The 23084-nt window shown below is 74.9% G+C and carries 19 protein-coding genes; 12 read left to right on the forward strand and 7 right to left on the reverse strand.

Going from position 1 to position 23084, the window contains the following annotated elements; genetic code table 11:
- Positions 1-59: 59 nt before the first annotated feature.
- Positions 60-575, reverse strand: a complete 516-nt coding sequence (locus ACZ4FH_RS10740; protein WP_467303826.1) for a GNAT family N-acetyltransferase — start codon at positions 573-575, stop codon at positions 60-62.
- A 588-nt stretch (positions 576-1163) separates the two neighbouring features.
- Between ACZ4FH_RS10740 and ACZ4FH_RS10745 the strand changes: the two genes are divergently transcribed.
- Positions 1164-3353, forward strand: a complete 2190-nt coding sequence (locus tag ACZ4FH_RS10745; protein WP_467303828.1) for an alpha-galactosidase — start codon at positions 1164-1166, stop codon at positions 3351-3353.
- Between the two features lie 42 nt (positions 3354-3395).
- Here ACZ4FH_RS10745 and ACZ4FH_RS10750 read toward each other — a convergent pair whose 3' ends face one another.
- From ACZ4FH_RS10750 to ACZ4FH_RS10770, 5 genes are all read right to left on the reverse strand, one after another.
- On the reverse strand, positions 3396-5036 hold the full coding sequence (locus ACZ4FH_RS10750; protein ID WP_467303829.1) for an ABC-F family ATP-binding cassette domain-containing protein: 1641 nt from the start codon (positions 5034-5036) through the stop codon (positions 3396-3398).
- Between the two features lie 66 nt (positions 5037-5102).
- Positions 5103-6737, reverse strand: a complete 1635-nt coding sequence (gene abc-f, locus ACZ4FH_RS10755; protein ID WP_467303830.1) for a ribosomal protection-like ABC-F family protein — start codon at positions 6735-6737, stop codon at positions 5103-5105.
- 253 nt (positions 6738-6990) lie between these two features.
- The gene (locus tag ACZ4FH_RS10760) at positions 6991-7593 is read right to left on the reverse strand and encodes a TetR/AcrR family transcriptional regulator (protein WP_467303831.1); all 603 of its coding nucleotides are present in this window, start codon (positions 7591-7593) and stop codon (positions 6991-6993) included.
- Between the two features lie 48 nt (positions 7594-7641).
- Positions 7642-8604, reverse strand: a complete 963-nt coding sequence (locus tag ACZ4FH_RS10765) for a quinone oxidoreductase family protein (protein WP_467303832.1) — start codon at positions 8602-8604, stop codon at positions 7642-7644.
- 108 nt (positions 8605-8712) lie between these two features.
- On the reverse strand, positions 8713-10377 hold the full coding sequence (locus tag ACZ4FH_RS10770) for an IclR family transcriptional regulator domain-containing protein (protein ID WP_467303834.1): 1665 nt from the start codon (positions 10375-10377) through the stop codon (positions 8713-8715).
- A 164-nt stretch (positions 10378-10541) separates the two neighbouring features.
- Here ACZ4FH_RS10770 and ACZ4FH_RS10775 point away from each other — a divergent pair, with 164 nt between their 5' ends.
- From ACZ4FH_RS10775 to ACZ4FH_RS10805, 7 genes are read left to right on the forward strand one after another with little or no spacing between them, the layout of a single operon-like run.
- Positions 10542-11327 (forward strand): CoA transferase subunit A, encoded by a 786-nt coding sequence (locus ACZ4FH_RS10775; RefSeq protein WP_467303836.1) that lies wholly within the window; start codon positions 10542-10544, stop codon positions 11325-11327.
- Positions 11324-11971 carry a CoA transferase subunit B gene (locus ACZ4FH_RS10780; protein WP_467303838.1) on the forward strand — a complete coding sequence of 216 codons (648 nt, stop codon included), beginning with the start codon at positions 11324-11326 and terminating at the stop codon, positions 11969-11971. The genes ACZ4FH_RS10775 and ACZ4FH_RS10780 overlap by 4 nt, the downstream gene beginning before the upstream one ends.
- Positions 11968-12792, forward strand: coding sequence for a protocatechuate 3,4-dioxygenase subunit beta (gene pcaH / locus ACZ4FH_RS10785; RefSeq protein ID WP_467303839.1), 825 nt, complete (start codon positions 11968-11970; stop codon positions 12790-12792). Before ACZ4FH_RS10780 ends, pcaH begins: the two co-directional genes overlap by 4 nt.
- Positions 12792-13376: a protocatechuate 3,4-dioxygenase subunit alpha gene (gene pcaG / locus ACZ4FH_RS10790; protein ID WP_467303840.1), complete on the forward strand. Its 585-nt coding sequence runs from the start codon at positions 12792-12794 to the stop codon at positions 13374-13376. Before pcaH ends, pcaG begins: the two co-directional genes overlap by 1 nt.
- On the forward strand, positions 13363-14742 hold the full coding sequence (pcaB, locus tag ACZ4FH_RS10795) for a 3-carboxy-cis,cis-muconate cycloisomerase (protein ID WP_467303842.1): 1380 nt from the start codon (positions 13363-13365) through the stop codon (positions 14740-14742). Before pcaG ends, pcaB begins: the two co-directional genes overlap by 14 nt.
- A 52-nt stretch (positions 14743-14794) precedes the next feature.
- Positions 14795-15991 (forward strand): bifunctional 3-oxoadipate enol-lactonase/4-carboxymuconolactone decarboxylase PcaDC, encoded by a 1197-nt coding sequence (gene pcaDC, locus ACZ4FH_RS10800; protein WP_467303844.1) that lies wholly within the window; start codon positions 14795-14797, stop codon positions 15989-15991.
- A 2-nt stretch (positions 15992-15993) separates the two neighbouring features.
- Positions 15994-17169, forward strand: coding sequence for a 4-hydroxybenzoate 3-monooxygenase (locus ACZ4FH_RS10805; RefSeq protein ID WP_467303845.1), 1176 nt, complete (start codon positions 15994-15996; stop codon positions 17167-17169).
- A gap of 47 nt (positions 17170-17216) precedes the next feature.
- Here the strand turns inward: ACZ4FH_RS10805 and ACZ4FH_RS10810 are convergent, their stop codons facing one another.
- A complete protein-coding gene (locus ACZ4FH_RS10810; RefSeq protein WP_467303847.1) occupies positions 17217-18161 on the reverse strand; it encodes a TauD/TfdA dioxygenase family protein in 945 nt (314 codons plus the stop codon).
- Between the two features lie 593 nt (positions 18162-18754).
- Here ACZ4FH_RS10810 and ACZ4FH_RS10815 point away from each other — a divergent pair.
- From ACZ4FH_RS10815 to ACZ4FH_RS10830, 4 genes are all read left to right on the forward strand, one after another.
- Complete coding sequence (locus ACZ4FH_RS10815; protein WP_467303848.1) at positions 18755-19960, forward strand: ROK family protein; 1206 nt, start codon at positions 18755-18757, stop codon at positions 19958-19960.
- A gap of 89 nt (positions 19961-20049) precedes the next feature.
- On the forward strand, positions 20050-20130 hold the full coding sequence (locus tag ACZ4FH_RS10820) for a putative leader peptide (protein WP_383636766.1): 81 nt from the start codon (positions 20050-20052) through the stop codon (positions 20128-20130).
- 413 nt (positions 20131-20543) lie between these two features.
- A complete protein-coding gene (locus ACZ4FH_RS10825) occupies positions 20544-22136 on the forward strand; it encodes an ABC transporter substrate-binding protein (protein WP_467303849.1) in 1593 nt (530 codons plus the stop codon).
- A 1-nt stretch (position 22137) separates the two neighbouring features.
- The gene (locus ACZ4FH_RS10830) at positions 22138-23082 is read left to right on the forward strand and encodes an ABC transporter permease (RefSeq protein ID WP_467303850.1); all 945 of its coding nucleotides are present in this window, start codon (positions 22138-22140) and stop codon (positions 23080-23082) included.
- The last annotated feature ends 2 nt before the right edge of the window (positions 23083-23084 follow it).

Below are 23084 nucleotides of genomic sequence, written 5' to 3' on the forward strand. Positions count from 1 at the left end.
GCCGCCACGGCCGGTCGGCCCGCCGCCTGACAGTGGCGGGCCGACCGGAGCGCTGTGCGTCAGACGCCGAAGGGCGCCGGATAGCGGATGACGCCCGACGGTACGGGAGCCGTGGAGTCGAGGGCGAGGACCATCATGGCCTCGTCGGGAACCTCGAAGGCGGGGCGGATGCCGTACCCCGAGGCCGGGACGAACCCGAACCGCGGGTAGTAGTCCGGGTGCCCCAGGCAGGTGACGACGTTCTCGCCCCGGACCCGCGCCGCTTCGAGCGCGGCACGGATCACGGCGGATCCCGCGCCCGTCCTCTGATACGCGGGAAGTACGGCGCACGGCCCCAGCACGAGGGCCGGGGAGTCGTCGATGCGGCACCGGGTCAGCAGCGCGAAGGCCGCGAGGGTCCCGTCCGGGGCGTCCGCGACCAGGGAGAGGCCGGGAATCCAGGCCGGATCGGTGCGCAGGGCCTCGACGAGATCGGCCTCCAACGGGGTCGGGAACGCGCCGAGGTTGACCTCGCGGATCGCGTCGATGTCGTCGGCCGTCTCGGGGCGGGTGGTCCAGGTGGCGGAGTCGTTCATGAGGAGAGCCGGGTCCGTTTCGTGGAGGGGGAGGGGGAGGCAAGGGGAGGGCGGGGGAGCGGTGATGCCGGCCGACCGGCCGGTGCGGATCGCCTCCGGGACCGCATCGGAGGACGACGAAGAGGTGAAGGAGGAGGACGACAACGTGAGAGACCTTTGAACGGGGGCCCCGTCAGGACGTCACACCACCGTGCGAGCGGACACGCTCAGAGCAGGGTGGAGAAGAACGGACTCAGACCGGGACCCGGGACGTGAGGACGACACGGGTGCTGCCGACAGCAGCGGTCTTGACCACGGTCATGAACCTCACCTCTCCCACATGGTCACCAGCCGAGAATTCCTCGACGAGGCTATCACCGAGGGCGGTCGGCCGGAGAGCGACGGAGGAGCCGCCGCGCACCGCTTCCCGGATCACGCGTGGGCGATCACCGGGGTTCCGACAGCACCAGCATGGGCATGCCATGGCGGGTGAGGTGTCGGCCCGGGTGCGGACCGGGAGGCGGTGACGGCTCCGGTCGTGCCTTCCGGGCGCCGGGGGCCGCCACGTCGCCGTGCCGTAGACCGACCCCGGACCGGAGAGGACCCCGCATGACCCGCAGCACCGCCCGGATCGTCTATCTGCGCGCGGGCGGGGTGAGCCTCGCCGTCGAACTGCTCGCCCCGGTGCCCCGCGTGCTCCACTGGGGCGAGGACCTCGGCCCGCTCGACGACGACGCGCTCGCGGCCCTCGCCCTGTCGGGGGACGGCGCCGGGCTGCACTGCGCCCCGGACGAGCCCCGCCGGTTCACGGTCTGGCCCGCCCAGGCCGAGGGCTGGTCGGGGACCCCCGGCCACGCGGGCCACCGCGCCGGCACCGCCACCACCCCGCGGCTCAGGACGACCGGCACCGAGGAGAGCGCCGACTCCCTCGTGATCGACCTCCACGACGACGACGCGGGACTCGACCACACGCTCACCTACCGGCTCGACCCCTCCGGCATCCTCGCCGTGCGCACCCGGATCGCCGCCCCGGCGGACGCCCCCGGCACCGCCCCGTACGACCTCGCCGCCGCCACCGTGATGCTCCCGCTGCCCGGCCGGGCCCAGGAGGTCATGGACTTCACCGGCACCTGGTGCCGCGAACGCGCACCGCAGCGCACCCCGCTCACCCACACCGGGCACGTCCGCGAGGTCCGCCGGGGTCGCCCCGGGCACGACGCCCCGCATCTGCTCACCGTCGGCGTGCCCGGCTTCGGCTTCCGTACGGGAGAGGTCTGGGCGGTCCACGTCGGCTGGAGCGGCAACCAGCGCTGGCTGGCCGAGCGCCGCCCCGAGGGCGCGGGCGTGCACGGCGCGGTCCTCGGCGGCGGGGAACTCCTCGTGCCCGGCGAGATCCGGCTCGCCCCCGGAGACTCCTACACCTCGCCCGAGTGCTTCTTCGCCTGGTCCGCCGACGGACTCGACGGCCTGGCCGACCGCTTCCACACCCTGCTCCGCTCCCGCCCCGGCCACCCCTCCTCCCCGCGCCCGCTGACCCTCAACACCTGGGAGGCCGTCTACTTCGACCACCGGCCCGAACGGCTGCTCGCCCTGGCCGACGCGGCGGCCGCCGTCGGCGTGGAACGGCTCGTCCTGGACGACGGCTGGTTCCTCGGCCGCCGCGACGACACCGCCGGCCTCGGCGACTGGACCGTGGACCCGGCCGTCTGGCCCGACGGGCTGGGCCCGCTGGCCGACCGGGTGCACGGCCACGGCATGGAGTTCGGCCTCTGGGTGGAACCGGAGATGGTCAACCTCGACTCGCGGCTCGCCCGGGAGCACCCCGAATGGATCCTCGGTCCGTCGGCCGGACTCGGACCGGCGTCCCGGCACCAGTACGTGCTCGACGTGGCCCACGAAGGCGCGTTCGCCCACCTCCTGGAATCGCTGGACGCGCTGGTCGGCGCGTACGGCATCGACTACCTGAAGTGGGACCACAACCGGGACCTGCACGAGGCCGTGCACCGCGACGCCCACGGCGGCGACCGGCCGGGCACACACGCCCAGACACACGCCCTGTACCGGCTGATGGACACGCTCAGGGCCCGCCGCCCCGGCCTGGAGATCGAGTCCTGCTCCAGCGGCGGCGGCCGGGTCGACCTCGGCGTCCTCGCCCGCACCGACCGCGTCTGGGCCTCGGACTGCAACGACCCCGTCGAACGCCAGGCGGTCCAGCGCTGGACCGGGCAGCTACTGCCGCCCGAACTCGTCGGCGCCCATGTCGGCGGACCCCGCAGCCACACGACCGCCCGGGTCACCGACGATTCGTTCCGCCTGATCACCGCCCTGTTCGGGCACGCCGGCATCGAGGACGACCTGACCGCCCGCACCCCGGACGAACGGGCCGCGCTGACCCGCTGGGCCGCGCTGTACAAGGAGGTACGCGGTCTGCTGCACGGTGGACGCGTCGTCCGCGCCGACCTGGGCGACGACGCCACGTATCTCCACGGCGTCGTCGCCCCCGACGCCCGCACCGCCCTGTACTGCTGGGCCCGCACCGCGACGTCCGTACCGGCCCAGTCGGGCCGGGTGCCCCTCCCGGGTCTCGCTCCGGAGCGCGCCTACCGCATCAGGATCCGCACCGAGGCCGGGCTGCCGTCCTTCCACCAGGTGACCGCCCCCGCCTGGTACGGGGCCGCGCTCGACGGCTGGGTGCCCATGCCCGGCACCGTGCTCACCCGCGCCGGGCTGCCCCTCCCGACCCTCGACCCGGCCCAGGCCCTCCTGATCGAGGTCGGCGAACAGCCCCCGGCCGGCTGAGGGAGACGGGCCGGGCCCCGGGGGAGCCGGGGCCCCGGGCGGTCACGCGCCGAGCCGGACCTCCCGCCCCTGCCAGCGCCGCCGCAGCCAGCGGTCGTGACTGGCCACGACCACCGCCCCGGGCCCGGGACCGAGCGCGTCCTCCAACTCGTCGCACAGGCGCGGCGACAGATGGTTGGTCGGCTCGTCCAGCAGCAGGAGCTCCGGCGGACGCGCCGTGAGCATCGCCAGGGCCAGCCGCCGTCGCTGACCGGCCGACAGACGCCCCACCGGGGTGTCGACGTCGTGCGCGTGGATCAGCCCCAGCGAGGCGAGCGGCACCGCCTCGGCCCGCTCGGCGCCGAGCGTGGCCTCGTACACCGTCCGGACCGTGCGCTCCGGACGGGCGAAGCGGGTGTCCTGGGCGAGCATCGCCCAGAACAGGTCCGGCCGCCGCTCCACCTCGCCCCGCGCCTCCAGCCGCCCGGCGATGACCGCCAGCAGCGTGGACTTGCCCACGCCGTTGCCGCCGGTCACCAGCAGCCGGTCCCGTGCCGTCACATCGAGACGGTCGACCGAGAGCCGGCCCGGGACGCTGACGCCGCGCAGCGACACCAGCGTGCCGTCCTCCGACTCCCCGGTCAGGGCGGTGTGCCGGAACCGCAGCGGCGGGGGCGGCTGGGGGACCCGGGTGCGCTCCAGTTCCTCCACCCGGCGCGAGGCGTTGCGGACCCGGCGGGCGATCTGGCTCTGTACCCGGCCCGCCCGCAGCCCGTAGCCCATCTTCTCGCTGTCGCGCGGGCCCCGGTCCGGCGCGACGGCACGGGCGGTCACGTCCGCCGACCGCCGCAGCGCGGCCAGCTCCTGCTCCTCCGCGGCGAACCGCCGCTCCCAGCGCGCCCGTTCGGCACGCTTCCCGGCCAGATAGCCGGTGTAGTCCCCGCCGTACCGCACCGGACCGTCGACCGCGGGATCGAGGTCGACCAGATCCGTGCAGACGGCGTCCAGGAAGGCCCGGTCGTGGCTGGCGATCACCACCGGACCGGTCACGGCCCGCATCTGCTCCTCGACGAACGCCGCCGCCTCGTCGTCGAGATGGTTCGTCGGCTCGTCCAGCAGCAGGGCGCCGGGCCGCCGCACCAGCAGCGCGGCGAGCGCCAGCCGGCCGCGCTGACCGCCCGACAGCGAACCGAGCGTCCGCCCGTGCTCCAGCGCGCCGAGACCGAGCCCGGTCAGCAGGACCCCGGCGCGCCGGTCGGCGTCCCAGACCTCACGCTCCTCGGCCCGCTCCAGCAGCCCGCCGTACGCCTCCAGCAGCGCGGCGTACTCCGGGGAGCTCTCGTCGGTCCCGGCGAGCCGTGCCGAGAGCCGCTCCAGCTCCGCGACATCGGCGCGGGCCTCGCGCAGCGCCTCGTCCAGGACGTCGGCGATCGTCGCCCCGGCGTCGTACGCCATCTCCTGGTGGAGGAAGCCCACATCGGCGGGGCGGGTCACGGAGCCGGAGTCCGGTGCGTCCGCACCGGCCAGCAGCCGCAGCAGCGTCGACTTGCCGACCCCGTTCTCCCCGATGAGGCCGATGCGGTGGCCGGGGGACGCGGTGAGGGAGACCCCGTCCAGGACGCGCCGTCCGCCGAGGACGCGGACGAGGTCGTGGGCGAGCAGGGCGGACGGGGTGGAAGGGGACAGAGGATGATGCCTAGCCATGAAAGGACTCCCACGGGGTCGTTGGACGGCCCGCCGGTCGACGGGCCGGAACCGCACGTCAGGAGGTCATGACAGCGGCACCCCGGTCTCCGTGAGCACCCCGTCGGCCAGCCGCAGCCGGCGCTCCACCCCGATCCTCTCCAGGAACCGCTCGTCGTGGCTGACGACCACGAACGCGCCCCGGTACGAGCCGAGCGCGCTCTCCAGCTGGTCGGCGCTGACCAGGTCGAGGTTGTTGGTCGGCTCGTCCAGGAGCAGCAGCTGCGGGGCCGGCTCCGCGCAGAGCACGCAGGCCAGGGTGGCGCGCAGCCGCTCCCCGCCCGACAGCACGGCGACGGGCAGATGGGCGCGGTCCCCGCGGAACAGGAAGCGGGCCAGCAGGTTCATCCGCTCCGCCTCCGTGCGGTGCGGGGCGAAGTCCGCGAAGTTCTCCGCCACCGTGCGGGCGGAGTCCAGCAGATCGAGGCGCTGCGACAGATAGGCGATCCGCCCGTCCGCCCGCCTGATGCTGCCCGCGGACGGTTCCAGATCGCCGGTGACCAACCGCAGCAGGGTGCTCTTTCCCGCCCCGTTGGGGCCGGTCAGCGCGATGCGCTCGGGGCCCCGGACCGTCAGGTCGATGCCCGGCGCGGCGAACTGCTCCCGGTCGCCGAGACGGACCTGGAGCCCCTCGGCGAGCAGCACCGTCCGCCCGGCCGGGACATCGGTGTCCGGCAGGTCGAGCGTGATGTGCTGGTCGTCGCGCACCGCGCGCCCGGCCTCGTCGAGCCGGGCCTTGGCCTCGCCCACCCGGGCGGCGTGGGTCTGACCGGCCCGGCCCGCGGACTCCTGGGCGCCGCGCTTCATGTTCCCGGCGAAGATGCGCGGCAGGCCCGCGTTCTTGAGATTGCGGGCGGCGTTGCTCGCCCGGCGCTCGGCCCGCTCCCGGGCCTGCTGCATCTCCCGCTTCTCGCGCTTCAGCTCCTGCTCGGCGTTGCGGACGTTCTTCTCGGCGACCTCCTGCTCGGCCCGGACGGCCTCCTCGTACGCGGTGAAGTCGCCCCCGTACAGCCGCAGTTCGCCCGCGTTCAGCTCGGCGATGCGGTTCATGCGGTCGAGCAGGGCCCGGTCGTGGCTGACGAGCAGCAGCGTGCCGTTCCACGTCTCCAGCGTGTCGTAGAGGGCATGGCGGGCGTCCAGGTCCAGATTGTTCGTCGGCTCGTCCAGCAGCAGCACGTCCGGCGACTTCAGCAGCTGTGCGGCCAGCCCCAGCGAGACGACCTGGCCGCCGCTGAGCGTGCCGATGCCCCGGTCCAGGGCGAGGCCGCCGAGACCGAGCCGGTCGAGCTGGGCGCGGGTGCGCTCCTCGATGTCCCAGTCGTCGCCGATCACGGCGAAGTGCTTCTCGTCCACGTCGCCGGACTCGACGGCGTCGAGCGCGCGGATCACCGCGTCGACGCCCAGGACCTCGGCCACCGACAGATCGCCGGTCAGCGGAAGGGTCTGCGGGAGATAACCCAGCGTGCCCTCCACGGTGACGGAGCCGCCGGTGGGGCGCAGCTCGCCCGCGATCAGCCGGAGCAGGGTGCTCTTGCCCGATCCGTTGGGCGCGACGAGGCCCGTGCGGCCGGGGCCCACGGTGAAGGAGAGCCCGGCGAAGACGGGGGTGTCGTCGGGCCAGGAGAAGGAGAGCTGGGAGCAGATGATGGATGCGTCGGACATACGGAAGACCTCGGTGTGTGCATTCCGGAGTCGGCACGGACTGCCGTCCGGAGAATGGCCGAAAGGGACAACGACATGGCCACTTCGCCGACGCTTCTGGGCGCCCGCGGTGGCCGATCACTACCGGGTCTCACCCGGAGATGTCGTCGTCGCCTGCCATGTCTGGTCTCCTCGTCACACGCGGCCCGCTGCCGGACAGCACGACGATCTTAACAGCCGGCCCCCGACGGGGCCCGTGGATTGATGCGGCCCCTCACGGCGCGACGGCCGTGCGGCGCCGCAGATCGGCGATCCCCTGGTCGAGCGCGGCCTCCAGGTTCCCGATGCGGCCGGTGGTCAGGAGGATCACCACGCCGCCCTGGATTCCGGCCAGCAGGGCCGCCGCCGAGCGGTCCGCGTCCCGGTCCCCGTCGATCTCCCCGCGGGACTGCATATGGCGGATCCCGGCGGCCAGTTCGGCCTGCCAGTGCTCCAGCAGCCCGGTCGCCACGGCGCGGGCCCCGTCCGTGGACGCGCCGACCCGCGACAGGGCGATGTCCAGCGGGCAGTCGCTTCCCTGGGAGCGGTAGCGGGCGACGACCTTGTCCCGCCAGCGCTCCCAGGCCGCCCACGAGGTGAGGGCGCCCAGCTCCGGCTGCTGGTCGCCGATGATCCGGTCCGCCTCGTGGCGGGCGACCGCCAGCATCAGTTCGTCCTTCCCGCCGGGGAAGTAGTGGAACAGCTGGCTCTTGCTGGTCGACGTCGCGGCGAGCACGTCGTCCAGGGTGAGCGCGAACACGCCGTGGAGCCGGATCGCGTCGGCGGCGCCCTCGACGATGCGCCCGCGGGTCGCGGCGCCCTTGGGGGTCAGTGGCACGGGTCTCCTTCTGCGGCAGGGGAGTCCATTGAACCGCCGGTCCGGCGGTCAGGGCAGGAGCAGCAGCTTGCCGGTGGTGCGGCGGGATTCGAGGGCGCGGTGGGCCCGCGCGGCCTCGGCGAGCGGGTAGCGGCCGCCGATCCGGGGGACGACGTGTCCCGAGCGGACCAGGTCGAACACCTCCGCGGACCGGTCGAGCAGCGCCTGCCGGGTGGGCACGTGGTCCTGAACGGTCGGGTACGTCAGCAGGATGCTGCGCGGCAGATCGGTCACGGAGAGGGACGGCACGCCCATGAACGGCCCGTAGTAGGCGTGCACCCCGTGCCGGCGCAGCGCCAGCTGGGAGGAGCGGAACGTGGCCGTGCCGCCGCCGTCGTACACCACGTGCGCGCCCTCGCCGCCGGTCAGCTCCCGCACCCGGTCCTCGAAGCCGGGGCCCGAGGAGACGAGGACGTGGTCGGCGCCCGCCTCCTCGGCGGCTGCGGCCTTCTCGGGCCGCGACACCAGACCGATGACCCGCCCGCCGCGCGCCTTGATCATCTGGGTGAGCACCAGCCCCACCCCGCCGGCCGCCGCGTGCACGACCGCCGTGTCACCGGGCCGGACGGCGTACGTGGCGGTGGTGAAGTGGTGTGCGGTGAGCCCCTGCATCATGATCGCCGCCGCGGTCTCGTCCGGTACGTCGTGGGGGACGGGGACCAGCGCGGCGGCGGGCACGGCCAGCAGCTCCGCGTAACTGCCCGGGTGGTAGAACCAGGCCACCCGGTCGCCGACGGACAGGCCGGCCACGCCCTCGCCCAGCGCCGTCACGTACCCCATGCCCTCGACGCCGAGTCCCGTCGGGGCGGGCCATGTGGCCGCCTCGCCGGAGCGGGCGCCGACGTCCATGAAGTTGACCCCGGCGGCGGCGAGCCGGACCAGGGCCTCGCCGGGACCGGGGGCCGGGTCGGGCCGGTGCGACCAGAGCATCGCCTCGGGACCGCCGTGGTGCTCGATGTGAATCGCGTGCATGACAGACGCCTCTCGCCTCGGGAGGTGCGCCCGGCCGGTTCGCCGGACGCGGTCCCCGCACCGTAGAAAGCGAGAAATGGACTGGCAAGTCCACTCTGGCGGGCCGGCTCAGAGGGCGGGGACGCGGACGAACCGTTCGGTGAGGTGAAGATCCGCCTCGATGCGGGCCGCCGCCTCGCGCAGGGCGGGCAGCACCTCCGAGGCGCACTCCTCAAGGGTGCGGCTGCCGGCGTGCATGGCCACGTTCACCGCCGCGACCACCGATCCGTGGCGGTCACGGACCGGAACGGCCAGTGAGCGCAGACCCGCCTCCAGTTCCTCGTCGACGAGCGCCCACGCCTCGGCGCGGACCCGGTCCAGGACGGTGCGCAGCTCGTCCCGGTCGGTGACGGTGCGCCCGGTGAGGGCGTGCGGCGTGCTCCGCGCGAGCCGGGCGTCGCGTTCGGCCTCCGGCAGGGCGGCCAGCAGCACCCGGCCCATCGAGGTGGCGTACGCCGGAAAGCGCGTCCCCACCGTGATGTTGACGTTCATGATGCGCCGCGTCGCGACCCGTGCGACGTACTGGACCTCGTCCCCGACGAGTACGGCCAGGGAGGCCGAGTCCCGGACCCGCCCGGTGAGCGCCGCGAGGTGCGGCTGGGCGATCTGCGGGAGCGCCGCCCGGGACAACGGCGGGTAGCCGAGGGCGAGTACGCGCGGGGTGAGGTGGTGCGTCCGGTCGCGCACGGTGACGTAGCCGAGGTGTTCCAGGGTGATCAGGGCCCGTCGGGCGGTCGCCCTGGCCAGACCGGTGGCGCGGGCCACCTCGCTCAGGGTGAGCGCGTCCCGGCCGGCGCCGAAGGCGGCCGGCACGCTCAGGCCCCGGGCCAGGGACTCGTTGAAGTCGCGGCCCAGCTCCTGTTTGGACGCGCCGGTCCAGGAGGCGAGCGCGGTGGGGGAGTCCGGGGCGGCGGGCGGCGCCTCGCGCAGCTCCCGTGCCATCTCCCCGGCCGCCGCCAGCAGCCGGGGCAGCAGGGTCTCGCGCAGGGAGGCGGCGGTGTGCCGGCTGGTGTGGCTGACGACGCTGAGGAAGCAGGCCGGGGCGCCGTCCGGGGCAGGCACCGGTACGGCGAGGGCGACGAGCCCCGGTTCGATCAGCTGGTCGTCCAGGGCCCAGCCGTCCCGCCCCGCCCGCCCGGCCCGTGCGGCGAACTCCGCCTCGTCGGCCGGCGGACGGGGCGGCGCCGCCGGGAAGGCCCCGCCGTCCGGGTCGGCGGCCCGGCGCTCCCGCCACCTCCGCCACTCCTCCTCGTCCCAGCCGGCCGCCAACAGCGGTCCGGGAGCGGTCCGTTCGACGGGCAGCGGATCGCCGATGCGGAAGCTGAGCGACATCGCGCGGCGCCGGGTGGCCTGATGGACGAAGCGGATGCCGTCGCCGTCGGCCACCGCGAGGGAGACCGATTCGTCGAGCGCGTCGGCCAGCGCGTCGGCGCGCCCGCCGAGCAGGTCCGGGAGGCGCAGCGCGGAGAGATAGGCGTTGCCCAGCTCCAGCAGGCGCGGGGCGAGCACCACATCGCGGCCCTCCACCCGGACGTATTCCATCCGGGCCAGGGTCGCGACGATCCGGTCCACCGTGGAACGGGCCAGTCCGGTGGCGCGTTCGAGGGCGCTCGGGCTCATCGCGCCGCCCTCGTCGGTGAGGCGGCGCAGCACGGCGATGCCCCGGATCAGCGGGGTGACGGCCTCGGCGGGCGGCTCCGTGCCGGTCGCGCGGTCGGTGGGGGTCGGTGGCATCGGCTCTCCGTGGTGCGTGGTGGGGACACAGTAGTGAAGCGGGCGACGGGCGGCCCGGCGGTGGTGGCGGGCCGCCCGTTGACAGGGGCGCGGGGGCGGCGGCAGACTCCGGGCCAAGAATAGTGAAAAAAACTTCACTATGCGAACACCTGGGGAGTCGTCCCATGGACAAAGTGGTCGCCTCCGCCGCGCGGGCCGTGGCCGATGTGCCGGACGGCGCCTCGCTCGCGGTGGGCGGATTCGGGCTCAGCGGCGTCCCCGACACCCTGATCGCCGCCCTCCACGCCCAGGGCACCCGCGATCTGCGCGTCGTCTCCAACAACTGCGGCGCCCAGGAGTCCGGGCTCGCCACCCTGCTCGCCGCCGGCCGCATCAGCCGGGTCACCGGCTCGTACATCGGGGCCAACAAGGAGTTCGGCCGCCAGTACCTGGCCGGCGAACTGGAACTGGAACTCATCCCGCAGGGCACCCTCGCCGAGCGGCTGCGGGCCGGCGGCGCCGGCATCCCCGCCTTCTACACCCCGGCCGGGGTCGGCACGCTCGTCGCCGACGGCGGCATGCCCTGGCGCTACGACGGACGCGGCGGCGTCGCGGTCGCCTCCCCGGCCAAGGAGGTCCGCGACTTCGACGGCGTCCCCCACGTCCTGGAGCACGGCATCCGCACCGACTTCGCCCTCGTCCGGGCCGCCCGGGGCGACCGGCACGGAAACCTCGTCTTCGGCAAGGCCGCCCGCAACTTCAACCCGCTCGCCGCCATGGCCGGTCGGATCACCGTCGCCGAGGTCGAGGAACTCGTCGAACCCGGTGCGATCGACCCCGACCAGGTCCACCTCCCCGGCGTCTTCGTCCGGCGCGTCGTCCCGCTCACCCCCGCGCAGGCCGCCGCCAAACGGATCGAGAGGCGCACCGTGACCCCACGCCCCACCCCCGACGAGGACGGCCGCCGATGAGCTGGACCCGCCAGGAGATGGCCGCCCGCGCGGCCGCCGAACTCCGCGACGGCGAGTACGTCAACCTGGGCATCGGCCTGCCGACGCTGATCCCCAACCACCTGCCCCCGGACGTGCACGTCGTCCTGGAGTCCGAGAACGGCATCCTCGGCACCGGCCCCTTCCCGTACGAGGAGGACGTCGACCCCGACCTCATCAACGCGGGCAAGGAGACCGTGACGGTCCTGCCCGGCGCCTCGTTCTTCGACTCGGCGCTCTCCTTCGCCATGATCCGGGGCGGCCACATCGACACGGCCGTCCTCGGTGCCATGCAGGTCTCCGCGCGCGGCGACCTCGCCAACTGGGCCGTGCCCGGACAGCTCGTCACCGGCATCGGCGGCGCCATGGACCTCGTGCACGGGGCGCGCCGCGTCATCGTGACCATGACCCACACCGCCAAGGACGGCAGCCCCAAGCTCGTCGAGCGCTGCACGCTGCCGCTCACCGGCCGCGCCTGCGTCCACCGCGTCATCACCGACCTGGCCGTCCTGGACGTCACCCCCGCCGGACTGCTCCTGGTCGAGACCGCGCCCGGCGTCGACGCCGCCGAGGTGCGCGCCCGCACCGACGCCCCCGTACACGAGAGTGAGGACCGACCCGTATGACCGCCCCCGCCACCCCGCGCATACCGGACCGGGCCGGAACCGGTGCCGCCCCGCGCACACCCGGCCAGGCCGCGATCACCGCCGAGATCGACGCCGCCCGCACCGCCTACGCCGCCGCCCGCGCGGCCGGCGCCCCCGCCCGCCCGCACCCCGCCCGGGACTACGCCCCCTACCGCTCCACCACCCTGCGCCACCCCCGCACCCCCCTGACAGCCGTCGGCGACGACCCCGAGGCCGTCGAACTCTCCGGCCCCGTCTTCGGCGTCACCGACATCACCGACCTCGACCACGACCTCACCCGGCAGCACCACGGCGAACCGCTCGGCGAACGCATCACCGTCTCCGGCCGCGTCCTCGACCGCTCCGGCCGCCCCGTGCGCGGCCAGCTCGTCGAGATCTGGCAGGCCAACGCCTCGGGCCGCTACGCCCACCTGCGCGACCAGCACCCCGCCCCGCTCGACCCCCACTTCACGGGCGTCGGCCGCTGTCTGACGGACGACCGGGGCGGCTACGCCTTCACCACGGTCAAGCCCGGCGCCTACCCGTGGCGCAACCACACCAACGCCTGGCGCCCCGCGCACATCCACTTCTCGCTGTTCGGCACCGCGTTCACCCAGCGGCTCGTCACCCAGATGTACTTCCCCGGCGATCCGCTCTTCCCCTACGACCCGATCCTCCAGTCCGTCACCGACGACGCCGCGCGCGAACGGCTCGTCGCCGCGTACGACCACGAACGATCCGTCCCCGAACGCTCGCTCGGCTACCGCTGGGACATCGTCCTGGACGGCCCGTCCGCCACCTGGACCGAGGAAGGCCGCTGATGCCCGCCACCCCGCCGCCCGGCCCCACCCCGTCGCAGACCGTCGGACCCTTCTACGGTTACGCCCTGCCCTTCACCGGAGGCGGCGACCTCGCCCCGCCCGGACACCCCGGCGCGCTCGTCGTGCACGGCCGGGTCCTCGACGGGGCCGGGGATCCGGTCCCGGACGCGCTCGTGGAGGTGTGGCAGCCCGCGCCCGACGGATCGCGGCACGGGGCACCCGGCTCCCTGCGCCGCGACCCCGTCACCGGTGCGGTCGCCGGCCGCCACGGCCTCGCCTTCACCGGCTTCGGCCGGGTCCCGACGGACGCCGACGGCCACTACGCCGTACGCACCCTGCCCCCGGGCGGCGCCCCCTACCTCGCCCTCGCGGTCTTCGCCCGCGGACTGACCCACCATCTGTACACACGCGCCTACCTGCACGACGCCCCGGGCCTCGGCAGCGACCGGCTCCTCGCCCGGCTGCCCGGTGAACGGCGCGCGACCCTGATCACGGTGGCGGAGGGCGACGGCGTCCACCGGTTCGACATCCGCCTCCAGCACGACGGCGTACACGAGGAGACGGTCTTCCTTGACTTCGGCTGACCCCGCCGCCGACATCGGACTGCTGGCACCCGTACGGGCCGGAACGGCCGTGGCGGACGCGACCGGTGACACGGCGTACCTCCAGGCCCTGCTCGACGCCGAGACCGCCCTGGTCCGCGCGCGCGAAGCGCTCGGCCAGGCCCCGCCCGGGACCGCGCGCGCCGTCGCCGCGGCCGGGGACGTACGCGGATACGACCTCCGCTCCCTGGCGGTCCGCGCCCGCGCCGGCGGCAACCCGGTCATCCCGCTGGTCGCCGACCTGACGGCCGCCGTCGCCGCGCACGCCCCGGAGGCCGCCGCCCAGGTGCACCGGGGCGCGACCAGCCAGGACATCCTGGACACGGCGGCCATGACGGTCGCGGCCGGAGCACTGCGCACGGTCCTGGCCGATCTGGACCGCACCGCGACCGCCCTCGCCCGCCTCGCCGCCGAGCACCGCGACACGCCGATGGCGGGCCGCACCCTCACCCAGCACGCCGTCCCGACCACCTTCGGCCTCAAGGCGGCCGGCTGGCGCGCCCTGGTGCTCGACGCCCGCGACCGCCTCGCCGCCGTCCTCGCCCGGCTGCCGGTCCAACTCGGCGGCGCGGCGGGCACCCTGGCGGCCTTCACGGACCCGTCCGACCCCGACCCGGGGGCCGCGATCCGCCTGGTCGAGGCCTACGCGGCCGAGACCGGACTCGCCGTACCCACGCTGCCGTGGCACACCCTGCGCACCCCCGTCGCCGACCTCGCGGGGGCGCTGGCCCTCACCTCCGGAGCCCTCGGGAAGATCGCGGCGGACGTCCTCGTCCTCTCCCGCACGGAGATCGGCGAACTCGCCGAGGGCAGCGGGGGAGGCTCCTCCGCCATGCCCCACAAGGCGAACCCCGCCCGAGCCGTGCTCATCGCCTCGGCCGCCCGGCAGACGCCCGCGCTGGCCGCCGTCCTGTACGGCGCGCTCACCGCCGAGGACGAACGCCCGCCCGGCGCCTGGCACGCCGAATGGCAGCCCCTGCGCGAGGCGTTGCGCACCACCGGCGGAGCCGCCGAGGCCGCCGCCGCGCTCATCGAGGGGCTCCGGGTCCACCCCCGGCGCATGCGCGCGAACCTGGACGCGACCGGCGGACTCGTCGTCAGCGAACGGATCGCCGCCGCGCTCGCCCCACGCCTCGGACGCGCCGCCGCCCGGACGGCGGTCGCCGAGGCGGCGGCCCGCACCGCCCGCGAATCCCTCGCCTTCCGCGACGCCCTCACCGCACACCCCGCCCTCGCGGGCACCCTGTCCGACGACGACCTCGCCCCCCTCACCGACCCGTCCGGCAGCACCGGTGCGGCCGGCCCCCTCGTCGACCGGGCCCTGCGCCGGGGCCCGGCCCCGGTCTGAGGCGGCAGGCCACCCCCGCACCCGTTCCGACCCGCCGCATCCAGGAGGACCCATGCCACCCCCGGACCCTTCCGGAATCGCCCCCACCCGTCCGCTCCACCACCGCGAGGACGGCCCCCCTGCCGCGCCCCCGCTCCTCCTCGGACCCTCGCTCGGCACCTCCCTGTCCGTCTGGGACGCGCAGACCGGGATCCTCGCCCGGGACCACCGGGTCGTGCGCTGGGACCTGCCCGGACACGGCGGCTCGCCGGCCGCGACCGGCGGCGGGGTGGCCGGACTCGCCGCGCAGGTGCTTCACCTCGCGGACGCGCTCGGCATCGACAGGTTCGCGTACGCGGGGATCTCTCTCGGCGGCGCCGTCGGCACCTGGCTCGCCGTCCACCACCCCGACCGGGTCAGTGCGCTCGCCCTGGTGTGCTCCTCGGCCCGGTTCGGCGATCCGCGCGCCTGGCACGACCGAGCGGCGCTCGTACGCGACCGGGGGACGGGGGCCGTGGCCGCCACGGCGGCGGGCCGCTGGTTCACCCCGGACTTCGCCGGCGAACCGGCCGCCCGCACCCTGATCGCCGGGCTCCACGACGTCGACCCCGGCGGATACGCCGCGCTGTGCGAGGCCCTCGCCACGTACGACCTGCGCGACGCCCTGGGCCGGATCACCGCGCCCACCCTCGTCGTCGCGGGGCGCGAGGACCCGGCCACCCCGGTGGCCGACGCCCGCGCGCTCGCCGACGGCATCCCCGGGGCCGCCCTCCTCGAACTGCCGGGCGCCGCCCATCTCGCCAACGTCGAACGGCCCGCCGCCGTCGCCGCCGCGCTCCGCGGCCACTTCGCCGCCGCACCGCACCGCCCCGCCGACGACGCGTCCCGGCACTCCGCCGGAACGGCCCGGCGCCGCTCGGTCCTCGGGGACGCCCACGTCGACCGGGCCGCCGCCCGGACGACCCCGTTCACCGCCGACTTCCAGGACTTCATCACCCGCTACGCCTGGGGCGAGATCTGGACCCGGCCCGGCCTCGACCACCGCACCCGGCGCTGCCTCACCCTCACCGCCCTCATCGCCCTCGGCCACCACGAGGAACGGGACCTGCATCTGCGCGCCGCCCTGGAGAGCGGCGACCTCGGCCCCGAGGAGGTCCGCGAGGTGCTGCTCCAGGCGGCCGTCTACTGCGGGGTCCCGGCGGCCAACGCCGCCTTCGCCGCGGCCGACCGCATCCTCACCGAACTCGCCCGCCCCGCAGAGGAGAAGTGACCGTGCACACCACCGTGGGAATCGTCGGGGGCGGCCCGGCCGGACTGCTGCTGGCCCGGCTGCTGCACCGCGCGGGCATCGACTGTGTGGTCCTGGAGAGCCGCGACCGCGCCTACGTCGAGCGGCGCCAGCGCGCCGGCATCCTGGAACAGCCGACCGTCGACGCGCTCCGCGAGGCCGGGGCCGCCCAGGGCCTCGACGCGCGGGGACTGGTCCACGACGGGATCGAGCTGCGCTGGGACCGCCGGTCCCACCGGATCGACTTCCCCGCCCTGACCGGGGGCCGCAGGGTCTGGGTCTACGCGCAGACGGAGGTCGTCAAGGACCTCGTCGCCCTCCAGCTCGACGACGGCCCGCCCCTGCTCTTCGAGGCGACCGTCACCTCCGTGGAGGGGGCCGACACCGACCGGCCGGTCGTCCGCTACACGCACCGCGGCCGGGAGGAACGGCTCGACTGCGCCTATGTGGTGGGCTGCGACGGCTTCCACGGGGTGACCCGCGCCGCGATCCCCGAAACGGCCCGGCGGACCTACGACCGGGTGTACCCGTACTCCTGGCTCGGCATCATGGCCGACGTGCCGCCCTCCTGCGACGAGCTGATCTACGCCCACTCACCGCGCGGATTCGCCCTGCACAGCATGCGCTCGCCCCAGGTCAGCAGGCTCTATCTCCAGGTGCCGGGCGGCACCGACCCGGCCGACTGGTCCGACAGCCGGATCTGGGACGAGCTCGACGCCCGCTTCGCCGTGGACGGCGACTGGGAGCTGCGGCGCGGCCCCATCACCGCCAAGTCCGTGCTCCCGATGCGCAGTTCCGTCACCGAGCCCATGCGCTACGGGCGCGTCCTGCTGGCCGGCGACGCCGCCCACATCGTCCCGCCGACCGGGGCCAAGGGCCTCAATCTGGCCGTCGCCGACGTCGTCGTCCTCGCCCGCGCCCTGGAACGGCTCCGCATGACGGGCTCCGCCGATCTGCTGGACGCGTACTCCGACACCTGTCTGCGGCGGGTGTGGCGGGCCGAGCACTTCTCGTCGTTCATGACCACGACCCTGCACACCGCGCCGGACCGGAGCGGCTTCGACACCCGGCTCCAGCGTGCGCAGCTCGACAGGATCGCGGACTCGCCGCACGCCGCCGCCGAATTCGCGGAGAACTACGCGGGACTGCCGCTGCCGTGACCCCGCGGGCGGACGGCACGGGGCCGCCCGCCCGCGACTGCCCCGGGCTACGACGCGGCCGCCGCCGTCGACGCGCCGGAGGGGATGCCGAACGACGGGTCGGGCACGGTCTCCGGGCTGAGGAGCGTGGAGGTGCGGCCGTCCGTGCCGACGGGGACGTCCCCGTCGATGGTGACGCGCCGCAGCTTGCGCTCGTGCGTGTCGGAGTCGTCGACGCCGTAGTGCTGGGTCGCCCGGTTGTCCCAGATGGCCACGTCGCCCACCTGCCAGTCCCAGCGCACGGTGTTCTCCGGGCGCTCGATGTGCGACTGGAACAGGTCGACGAGCGCCCGGGAGTCCCGTCCGTTCAGCCCGGCGATCCGCTGGACGAAGTTGCCCAGCAGCAGGACGCGCTCACCCGTCTCCGGGTGCACCCGGACCACCGGGTGCTCGGTGAGGAACTTCGTGGACGTGAACACCTCCCGGTACTGGGCCAGGGCCTCCGGCAGGGCGTCGGGACGCACCGCGGCGTAGTCGTAGTCGTTGCTGTGGACCGCGCGCAGTCCGTCGGCCAGGGTGCGCAGCCCGGCGGGCAGCTCCGCGTACGCGGCCGCCGTGTTGGACCACAGGGTGTTGCCGCCGTACGGCGGGACGACGACGGCCCGCAGGATGGAGAAGGCCGGGTACGCGGGCACGAACGTCACATCGGTGTGCCACTGGTTGGCCCGGCCGCCGTGGTCCGAGTCGATGCCGAGCGAGTAACGGCCGTCGGCCGACGGGACGGTGGGGTGGGCGACCGGGGTGCCGAGCAGCCGGCCGAACGCCTCGTGGCTCTCCTCGTCCAGATGGTCCTGGCCCCGGAAGAAGACGACCTTGTGGGCCAGCAGCGCGGCCCGGATCGCGGCGACGGTCTCGGGCGCGAGGTCGCCGCCCAGGCGTACCCCGGAGACGACGGCGCCGATCCGGCCGCCGAGCTTGTGGACGGTGACGGTGGCGGGTGCGGTGGTGGTCATGACGGGTGGATCCCTTCGGAGAGGACGTTCCCCGCCCCGCACCGGCACGGGGCCGGCGGGCGGGGGAGTCGATTGATTTCGGAGCGGAAATAAAGACGGCCGGATGCCGCCCGGTGCCGGACGTGGAGCCGTCACGAGGGCGGGTGGTACGGGAGGACGGGCCGTCCCGGAACGGAACGGCGCGTGGCCGGCGTGCGGGGCGGGAGCCGCGGGGGCCGCGGTGCGGAACCGGTCAGGCGGCGGGACAGCGGCCCGGACACACGGGGCGCGGTGCGGGGCGGCCGGCGCGGACCGGCCGCGCATCGGTGGAGGCCGTCGCGAACATGTTCCGGAGACTCGCAGCGCGCCCCGGCGTGCGTCAAGCGCCCCCGGCCGCCCCCGAACGCCGTGCGGAGTGGTTCAATCGGCGCCTGTGCGGGGCCCGTCGGCCCGCCGGACGCACACCAGGAGAACGCCCCTGAACTGCGCTTTCCCCGGCCGGTCGGGGAGTGGCGCACGCACGGCCCCGCAGACGGCTCCGGGGCCCGGCACGAATTCACGCCCCCGCAATGTTGCGACCGCCCCCGGGGGTCGCGGAACCGGAGGAAGGCCCCATGACCGCAGCCCCGTACGTCTTCCGGGCGGCCGGTGACGGCCGGCGCGAGGCCAACGCGGCCACCGTGCTGCGCACCGTCCTCGACCACGGACCGGTGGCCCGCCGCACGATCGCGGACCTCTCCGGACTCAGCCCGGCCGCGGTCTCCCGCCAGTGCACCGACCTCGTGGAGCGCGGCCTGGTACGGGAGTTGGCCGGGCGGGAGGCCGTCACGAAGGTGGGCCGCCCGCAGATCCCCGTCGATCTGCACACCGGTGAGAGCACGGGCCCGGTGGTGGGCGGCGTCCACATCGGCGTCCCCTCCTCGACCTTCGGCCTGGTCGACCTGCGCGGCCGGCTCCTCGCCCGGCGCACCCTGCCCGACGACGGCACGGACCCCGGCGCCCGCGCCCACCGGATCGCCCGGGGGCTGCGCGCCTTCCTCGCCGACGCGGCCCCGGGCCGGCGGCTGCTCGGGGTGGGAGCGGCGCTCGGCGGCTGGGTCGACCCCGGCACCGGAACGGCCGTGCGGCACGACGCCCTCGGCTGGCGGCAGCGGCCGCTCGCCGCCGAACTCGGCCGCGACCTGGGCGGGGTCCGGGTCCGCGTCGACAACCACGCCCGCGCCGTCGCCCAGTCCGAGATCCTGTTCGGCCGGCCCGCGGCCCGCCGCAGCCTCGTCCATCTCTTCGTCGGCAACGTGGTCGACGCGGCGTTCGGCATCGCGGGCGTGGTCCACCAGGGGCCGGGATCGCGCGCCGGTGACGTGGCCCATCTGCCGGTGCCCGACTCGACCGCGGACTGCCCGTGCGGGCGGTCCGGCTGTCTGGAGGCCACCGCCTCCAACACCGCTCTGGCCCGGACCGCCGTGCGGCGCGGGATCGTGCCCGACGCCGACGCGTTCCTGGTGGTGGACGCCGCGGCGGCGGGGGACCGGCGCGCCGACCGGCTGCTGCGCGAACGGGCCCGCGCGGTCGGCCGGGCCCTCGCGCTGCTCCTCGACGTCCTCAATCCGGACGTCGTCGTGGTCACCGAGCACGCCAGCCTGGTGCACCCCGACTACCTGGAGGAGATCCGCGGCGCCGCCGTGGACCTGTCCCATGTCTGCCGCGACCCCGAGCGCATCGTCAGTCCGCATGCCGGGACGGCGGTGCTCCCGGTCGCCGCCGCCACGGTCGTCCTGAATCCGCTGTTCAGAAGCCCTCTGGCGGCCGACGGGCGCTGACCGCGCGGCGCCGGACGGACCGTCACCGCCGTCCAGGATCCGGACAGGGCCGGTTGACCGTCCGGCGGAGCCGCTGTCATATTGCTCCCGTGAACCCGGACAAGCGCCTCGTCTCCCGCAGGCACGTCGACCTCTGTCGACAGGCCAGCGCGGTCTGTGCCGTCCGCTGACCGGCCCGGCCCCGCGCGCCCGGCTCCTTCCGGGCGGTCCCCGCTGTCCTGACGCCCCCCGGGGCTGATCCCCGGGCGGGCCCCTGCCCGGATCCCACCTGCCCGGAGCGGACGACCGCCGGCACGACCCGCGCGTCCTTCCGTCCCGGAACGTTGCGGCGCCGAACCCCGCCCGTGCTCCTTCCGCCCGCGCTCCCTGCTTCTTCCGTACGCGCGCGACATGCCGTCAAGCGCCCCTGAACGGCGCCCTTTTCCCTGCCCCGGGACCGGGGCACCTCCTTTCTTCCGCAGCGGAACGAACGCGGGCGGGCGGGTGGTGCGCGGCCTCGCGCGCCCGCCCGTTCCCTCCGGCCGTCCCTCCCCTCCGCCGTCCCTCTCCTTCCACCGTCCCTCCCCGTCACAGGCAGGCTTCGATGACCGAGCTGAATCCCCCGACCCCGCCCGGCCCCTCCCGGCGCACGGCCCTGCGCGCCGCCTCGGGCGGCGCCCTGCTTCTCGGAACGGCGCTCGCGGGCTGCCGCTCGGCGGTGTCGGACGCCTCCTCCCGTGCCCGGGACGCCGATGGCCGGCCCCGCCGCGGCGGGGTGCTGGACATCGCGGTGAACAGCGACTTCACCCCCGCGCTGCTCTTCTCCCAGAGCGCGCAGTCCCTTCAGCACCGGCTGGTCTTCAACACCCTCACCCGGTACGACGACCGGCTCGTGCCGCAACCGGAGCTGGCCCGCTCCTGGACGTACGCGAAGGACGGCCGCTCCCTCACCCTGGAGCTGCGCGACGACGTGACCTTCCACAACGGGCGCGCCTTCACCGCGGACGATGTGATCTTCGCGGTGAAGAACCTTCAGAAACCCGTACGCGCCGCCCAGTTGAGAGCGACGGCCGCCGCCGTCACCGGATTCGAGAAGCGCGGCCCGCACACGCTGGTCCTGCGACTCGCACATCCGGTGAACAACCTCTTCGACCTCTTCGAATTCATGATCATCACGGACCCGGAGTCGGTCGAGGACGCCGTGGCCGGCCGGCGGCTCATCGGGACCGGCCCCTTCACCCTGAAGAAGTGGAGCCCGGGATCGGGCCTCAGCCTGGTGCGCAACCCCGACTACTGGCGGCCCGGCCGCCCCTACCTCGACGGTGTCGAACTGCGCGTCGTCCCCCAGGCCGACGCCCTCGTCTCCTCCCTGCGCTCCGGCCAGTCGCAGCTCTCCTTCAACGTGCCCGGCAAGAGCCTCGTCACGGTCCGCGACGCTCCCGGCCTCACCATCACCGACTACGCGACCGGCGGCGGAGCCGTCTACCTCGGCGTCAACACCACCGTCGCCCCGCTGGACGACCGCACCGTACGCCAGGCGCTCGCCCGGGCCGTCGACCGCGACCGGCTCCTCGCCCAGTCCCTCGGCGGCTACGGCCTCGCCTCCGCCGCCCCCTGGCCCCGGTCCTCGCCCGCCTTCACCGAGGCGCACCGCACCCACTACACCCACGACCCGGCCAAGGCCCGCGCCCTGCTGCGGTCCGCCGGCCACAGCGGTCTCGCCTTCCCCCTGCTCCACCTCGCCCTGCCCGGCGAGACGGCCATCGCCGAATCGATCCAGTACGACCTCAAGCAGGTCGGCGTCCGCGTCACCCTCCAGCCCACCGACCCCGCCACGGCGCAGAAGAAGCTGATCTCCCAGGACATGCCGGCCCTGTGGACCCTCGGCCACGGCTTCGCCCAGGTCCAGCCCTCCACCCTCGCCGTGAGCGCCTATCCGTTCAACGAGGCCAGGAACACCTCCCGTTACCGCTCCGCCCGCTACACCGAACTGGTCCGCGAGGCCTGGACCGAGCCCCCGGCCGACCGGGCCGCCGCCCGCGCCCAGTACGAGAGGATCTCCACGCTCCTGCTCGACGAGGCCTTCCTCATCGACCTCGTCGTCCGCGGACAGATCCAGGTCTCCGCCGACCGGCTGCACGGGGTGAGGCTGAACAAGTTCTCCTACCTCGACCTCGACGACGCGTACCTGGCCTGACATGCGCACCTATCTGATCCGACGGGTGCCGTCGGCCCTCCTCGTCCTGCTCCTCGCCTCCTTCCTCGTCTTCACCGTGCTGCGGCTCGTCCCCGGCGATCCGGCCACCACCCTGGCCGGCCCCGACGCCGACGCGGCCACCGTCGCCGCGATCCGGGACCGGCTCGGTCTCGACGCCCCGCTGCTCACCCAGTACCTCCACTGGCTCGGCTCGCTGCTCACCGGCGACCTCGGCCCCTCGTACGCCATCGGCGGGCAGACCGCCGACCTGATCCGCGACGGGCTCGGCGCCACCACCGAACTCACCCTGGCCGCCCTGCTCCTCGTCGTCGCCCTCGGCACCGCCTTCGGGGTGCTCGGGGCCACCTCCCGCAGCCGGTGGATCACCGGGGCCGTCCGGGCCGCCACCACCGCCGCGCTCGCCGTGCCGCCCTTCGTCAGCGGGGTCCTGCTGGTTCTGCTGTTCGCCGTGGTGCTGGGGGTGCTGCCGCCGGGCGGACGCGTCGCCTTCCTCACGGCACCGGACCTCTCCGTCCAGTACCTGCTGCTGCCCGCGCTCTGCCTCGCCCTGCCGAGCGCCGCCGTCCTCGGCCGCGCCCTCCAGGACGGCATCGAACGCGGACGGGCCGAGGACCACATCCGCACCGCGCGGGCCGCCGGGATCGCGCCGCGCCGGCTGCTGTGGCGCCACACCCTGCCGAACGCGCTGCCCCCGGTCGTCACCCTGCTCGGCATGCAGACCGGGCACCTCCTCGGCGGCGCCGTCCTCGTCGAGGCGATCTTCGCCTGGCCCGGCCTCGGCCAGCTCGCCGAACAGGGCCTCCAGCGCCGCGACTACCCGGTCGTCCAGGACCTGCTGCTGCTCCTGGTCGCCGTCTTCGTCCTCGTCCAGCTGCTCACCGACCTCGTCCATGCCTTGCTCGACCCCCGGATCAGGTGGGAGTAACA

Source organism: Streptomyces sp. NPDC024555 (genome assembly GCF_055559335.1).

What these genes read in the sequence shown, in the direction of transcription:
- ACZ4FH_RS10740 (WP_467303826.1), bottom strand. Translation starts at nt 575, where the DNA reads ATGAACGACTCCGCCACCTGGACCACCCGCCCCGAGACGGCCGACGAC.
- ACZ4FH_RS10745 (WP_467303828.1), top strand. Translation starts at nt 1,164, where the DNA reads ATGACCCGCAGCACCGCCCGGATCGTCTATCTGCGCGCGGGCGGGGTG.
- ACZ4FH_RS10750 (WP_467303829.1), bottom strand. Translation starts at nt 5,036, where the DNA reads ATGGCTAGGCATCATCCTCTGTCCCCTTCCACCCCGTCCGCCCTGCTC.
- abc-f (WP_467303830.1), bottom strand. Translation starts at nt 6,737, where the DNA reads ATGTCCGACGCATCCATCATCTGCTCCCAGCTCTCCTTCTCCTGGCCC.
- ACZ4FH_RS10765 (WP_467303832.1), bottom strand. Translation starts at nt 8,604, where the DNA reads ATGCACGCGATTCACATCGAGCACCACGGCGGTCCCGAGGCGATGCTC.
- ACZ4FH_RS10770 (WP_467303834.1), bottom strand. Translation starts at nt 10,377, where the DNA reads ATGCCACCGACCCCCACCGACCGCGCGACCGGCACGGAGCCGCCCGCC.
- ACZ4FH_RS10775 (WP_467303836.1), top strand. Translation starts at nt 10,542, where the DNA reads ATGGACAAAGTGGTCGCCTCCGCCGCGCGGGCCGTGGCCGATGTGCCG.
- ACZ4FH_RS10780 (WP_467303838.1), top strand. Translation starts at nt 11,324, where the DNA reads ATGAGCTGGACCCGCCAGGAGATGGCCGCCCGCGCGGCCGCCGAACTC.
- pcaH (WP_467303839.1), top strand. Translation starts at nt 11,968, where the DNA reads ATGACCGCCCCCGCCACCCCGCGCATACCGGACCGGGCCGGAACCGGT.
- pcaG (WP_467303840.1), top strand. Translation starts at nt 12,792, where the DNA reads ATGCCCGCCACCCCGCCGCCCGGCCCCACCCCGTCGCAGACCGTCGGA.
- pcaDC (WP_467303844.1), top strand. Translation starts at nt 14,795, where the DNA reads ATGCCACCCCCGGACCCTTCCGGAATCGCCCCCACCCGTCCGCTCCAC.
- ACZ4FH_RS10810 (WP_467303847.1), bottom strand. Translation starts at nt 18,161, where the DNA reads ATGACCACCACCGCACCCGCCACCGTCACCGTCCACAAGCTCGGCGGC.
- ACZ4FH_RS10815 (WP_467303848.1), top strand. Translation starts at nt 18,755, where the DNA reads ATGACCGCAGCCCCGTACGTCTTCCGGGCGGCCGGTGACGGCCGGCGC.
- ACZ4FH_RS10825 (WP_467303849.1), top strand. Translation starts at nt 20,544, where the DNA reads ATGACCGAGCTGAATCCCCCGACCCCGCCCGGCCCCTCCCGGCGCACG.
- ACZ4FH_RS10830 (WP_467303850.1), top strand. Translation starts at nt 22,138, where the DNA reads ATGCGCACCTATCTGATCCGACGGGTGCCGTCGGCCCTCCTCGTCCTG.